This window comes from Moorena sp. SIO3I6 (assembly GCF_010672095.1).
Genome location: NZ_JAAHHU010000358.1, coordinates 1 through 4,416, shown reverse-complemented (window position 1 = coordinate 4,416; position 4,416 = coordinate 1). Strand labels below are relative to the sequence as shown.

Genomic DNA, 4,416 nt, shown 5'->3' with positions numbered 1-4,416 from the left:
TCTACATTCTTCATTCTCCATTCTACATTCAAAGTTCCCTTTGCTAAAACTTGATGTTTTTCAAAGAAGTAGATAACTGGCGTAAGCGATCGCTAACTTCTAAATTGACTTCGTGAGCCTTTAAATCCTCTGGCATTTCAGCCATTAGTAAGGGATTTTCTGCTAACCATTCATTCTGGGCTACTCCTCGCCACACGGCTTCATCCCGAATAAAGCGATCGCGTAATTGATCGAGTTCTTGTCGGCAAAATTGCCCAAACCCTGCGGCTTCAAAAATAGCCGAACGCAAATAGGTTTCAAAGGCTTTGAGATCCGTTTCAACTTCCAAGATCACCTCCTCCGCTGAATTGGTAGGTTTTGGTGGCACATCCCCAGAGACGTCACGAATACCTAATAGCTCATGGCGAAGCTTGGGATCATAGAGCAACTTTGACCCACGATTTACATATCGTCTTAGGACGCTGAAAGCCTTTTCTTCCCCATTGTAATAATTATCGACTAGTTCGATATCCGCTCCCAGTCGTTTGACAATACGCTTACGAGTTTCACTCCCTAAAGGTCCAGGAATTAAGGAGTCGGCAACCGGACGGGAAAAACGAAGAAATAACGCCGTCAAACTTCGACTTAAGACTTCCACAAACTGCTCTGGATTACCAATTAGTCGCTGCTCTAATTCCTGAGTTTTCCAGAGTAACGTGGTCAGATAGTCAACTAACTTTAATGCTTCTTCCTTGATTTCTAGGGCAAGGTTATGAGCAATATCTCCTAAGAGGGTGCTAATGGTAGCAGAAAGTTCTTTACGCCAGCTATAGTCAGTTACTTTAGCATCAAATACACCAGAATGAGTTTCTTTAAATATTCGCTGTTTTCTTTGTTCGTTATCGGTCTTGATTTCTTCAATTTTGGTTTCAATATCCTGGAGATATCGAGACCGAAATTTTTCTACGACATCTGAGGTGAGCGATTCTTCCTCTTCTGCCGTAGACTTCCGAATATTATCATTATAATAGTCGCTTAGGTCTGCTTTAATGGTTTTCCACTTTTCTTCCCACCACTGGGAAAACTCAATACGACGTTGATTTTCTTGTAATCGCTTGGCTTCGGCTGGATTATCTGGATATCGCTTACTAACGATATCAAAAATTTCTTTTGATGTTGTTAGTATTGTGGTGATTAAAGCATCACAACGTTTTTCTAAAACAGTAACCCGTTCATTATTAATATAGTCAGTAATGCGAGCCTTGATTTCCTGAATACCAGTCGCTTCCTGTCTTAAGGCTTCCTCATCTTCGATACCTGTCAGAGAGTTAAGCTTAGTGAAAATTTCTTCAGGACTGCCAACTGATTCCACGGTTTGTTGATTGGCCAAACCATTTAAGACTAAATAAGCTCCGGCTGAACCATGGACAATTCGCTGAGGAGGTAATTGTGCTCGTCGATACCAATCTTTTGATGCTACATCCAGATGGTCTTGAAGAGCTGCTGGACTAGCAAACTGATCAATCCTACTCAAGAAAACAAACAGTTTATCTCCAACGTTTACATTCTTGTCACCCTGCTCAGTAAACTCAACAATTTGAAGTTCTGCACCCCGAATACTAGAAAATTGCTGCACCACAATGACAGCATCACAATCTGACAGCATTTCTCTCGATTCGTCTATATGCTTGGCTAAACCTGAGTCTAATCCAGGTACATCATAGAAAACAATACCTTCAGCTTGGACGAGTTTATTAGTATACAGTCTAGCTTCTAATACTGCATGGGCGTATTGCTCATCAGCAACATACTTGTTAAGGTCTTTGTTAATGTCTTCTAGGCGAGTAAATGGGATAGTTTTCCGACCTTCGCTACGAACTTGTCTTAATGTGTTTTCATATTTTAGGATTGTATCTAAATCTTGTTTGGCTCCATCTCTATGCTTAGAATTACTGTTGGAAGCTGATTCCAGTTCATGCAGCAGACTAGTAAATTGTTCTTCGGTTTTAGGCTCAACTTCTAGCCTTTGCTGAGACTCTTGTTCAACGGAATAAATTTGTGTCGTTGTAAAAGTACAACGTCCAGCTTTTGCTGGTAGTAAATCACAATCTAACCAGGCATTGACAAATGTACTTTTTCCCGCCTTTTCCAAGCCGACAACAGCAATCCGAAATTCTCGCTTCTTCAAGCGTTCAAGCTGACGACGAGCGGGTTTTTCTTCTTCCAACAGAACCTCTTTGAGGTGAGCAGGAACTCCCGCTTGAGGAAGCCTGGCTAAATCAACGGCGTGGCGCAGCACAGTTAAGGCGTCACTTAAACGAGTTTCATAATAGGATGAAGCAGTTTTCCAATCCATTTTTCCAATCTATTTTATAGCGTTTATGGCATGTATGAGGTACAGTAAGCAACCTCAAAGTCCCCCTTAAAAATGAGGATTTAGGGGGATACTTTGGTACATCATGGGAAACAGAAATGCTATAATTACTTAAGCAGAAATAAAATTTTCTAAACCATCTAGGTTAATAAGACGAGCAATTTTATTGATTTTAGCATCACCATCAGGTAGCTTCTTCTTAAGACTGTATTTTGTCTCCTGACGAATCATATCTTCACCTTCAGGAATTATAAGCTGGATATAAGCATATTCTTCACTAGAAAAATTGATACTACTTCCACTAAAATTAAGATTTACTTTTTGGTCAATACCTTGGACTGAAGCATCACACAAAAAATAAGATGCAGAGGAGATAAGTTCTTTAACACGACTTGAAGGAATCTGAAGACCTGGATTCAATCCACTGAATTGATAAGAAGGAACAACCAAGCACAAAACAGAAGGCTTTCTTGATAAGCCAGTAAGTCTAGGTTGAGCGTAATCTAAATATCGGTCTCTACCTTTTACTTGAGTCTCCCTTATATTTCTAGTTTTATTTAATTTGCGTCTTTGCTCTGATTGTTTAACTGCAATATATAAGGCAGTAAGTATGAAAGCTACAATAATTATCCCTGTCAAAATTTCGGTATTATCTTTAACTGGGGCAAAAAAATTAGCAAATTCCACTGCTTGACGCTCCGCTTCCTCTATCATTTTTGCGATTCCCTCTAGTAAAGAAATTTGAAATATAGATAAATCCTTAATTGGACTGAATAAGAAAGATTTACAAAACTTGAAGTCATTGTTGAGAGTCGAATTTTTATCTATCCCAAAATAGTGACAAATATCTTCACTATTCTCTGGGTCTAGATAATGGATCGCTGCATAGAGACACCCCCGGTCACGATTTTTAATAGCCGCATAAATTTCCTTGAACTTCTCTTGATAGATTTTTAGGGGGTCTTGGTAGTCTTGAATCATGTCATTGCCGTACTCTTTATGCTAAACCTAATCCTGAAAATTAGTAACTTAAACAGGTTACTTTATTAGCTTACAAAATCAAGATAAACTACCTCAGCACTTTTCCAGCTTTTTTAATATTATCCTCAAGTTCTTTAGCTTCCAGTTGTAGGGGATTCCAGATCGATAAGTCTTGTTGATGAGACAGTTTAGCTTGATCGTGAGCTTTGTCGAGCCGCTCTTGATAACGGTCTACAATTTCTTTTTGAGAAGATTCAACTCCAGTTAGAAAGCTATTGATTTGAGATATAAACCAATCGGCAACCTGACGATAAATTTCTACTTCTGCCTGATTTTTTTGCAGTAGCCATCCTTTCAGGATGTCTTCAGTTTTTGGTAACTGAGCATTATCACTAGAGCGTTCTTTGGTTTCGATATAGTATGCTATTCTTTTCCAAATCCAGAGAGACCACCAGTCTCTTTTATATTTCGGAACTTCAACATAGTCTAACCATGTCCCTTCCATAATTAGAAATCCTGCTTTAAATTCAAAGCTTGGCTCAAGTTCAATGTCGATTTTTACCAGTTGTGACCTGGAAAAGCTAATCCCTATATTAGGAGCAATAGTGCTCATTCCTTCTTCCAGAATAGATAAGTAAGCATTCAACAATGTTTCTAAAGCATCACGCACTCTCCTCATTTCTCGCTCTAATATTTTTTTTACTGCTTCATTGATCAAAAGCTTTAAGATATCAGCTAATTGATTCAACTTATCATTGAGGTTGCTAAGATTACGTTTTTCTTGCTCCGTACGTGCTTCGATCTCCTGGCCGTTCTCAGCTACTGCAGGAGAATACCCTAAGTCAATTAAATCATCAATTGTTCTTTCTAAAAGATTTAACATGGTCGGATTAGCAGCTTGAAGGGTTTTACTGTCTAAGCGGAGTTTGCCGTTATCCAAAGACTCAATTACAGGTTCCAATATTTCCTCGACCCCTTCTGTCATAGCTGTTCGCCATCTATAAAGGGGCACTAAGCTGTCTGCACGCTCTTGATAAGAGCTTTCTCTTAGTTCGCCAATAATACGGGCAATAATCTGATCT

Annotated in this window: 2 protein-coding genes and 1 pseudogene; all 3 read right to left on the bottom strand. The window is 39.1% G+C overall.

Annotation, left to right across the window (positions count from 1 at the left end):
• Positions 1 to 43: 43 nt before the first annotated feature.
• The gene (locus F6K49_RS35965; protein WP_293104508.1) at positions 44 to 2,335 is read right to left on the bottom strand and encodes a dynamin family protein; all 2,292 of its coding nucleotides are present in this window, start codon (positions 2,333 to 2,335) and stop codon (positions 44 to 46) included.
• Between the two features lie 129 nt (positions 2,336 to 2,464).
• Positions 2,465 to 3,334, bottom strand: coding sequence for a hypothetical protein (locus tag F6K49_RS35960; RefSeq protein ID WP_293104505.1), 870 nt, complete (start codon positions 3,332 to 3,334; stop codon positions 2,465 to 2,467).
• Between the two features lie 88 nt (positions 3,335 to 3,422).
• Positions 3,423 to 4,416: pseudogene (locus F6K49_RS35955) on the bottom strand (hypothetical protein); the annotation flags it as partial.

Excerpts from the sequence above, each read along its gene's own strand:
- F6K49_RS35965 (WP_293104508.1), bottom strand. The coding sequence starts at position 2,335 with ATGGATTGGAAAACTGCTTCATCCTATTATGAAACTCGTTTAAGTGAC.
- F6K49_RS35960 (WP_293104505.1), bottom strand. The coding sequence starts at position 3,334 with ATGATTCAAGACTACCAAGACCCCCTAAAAATCTATCAAGAGAAGTTC.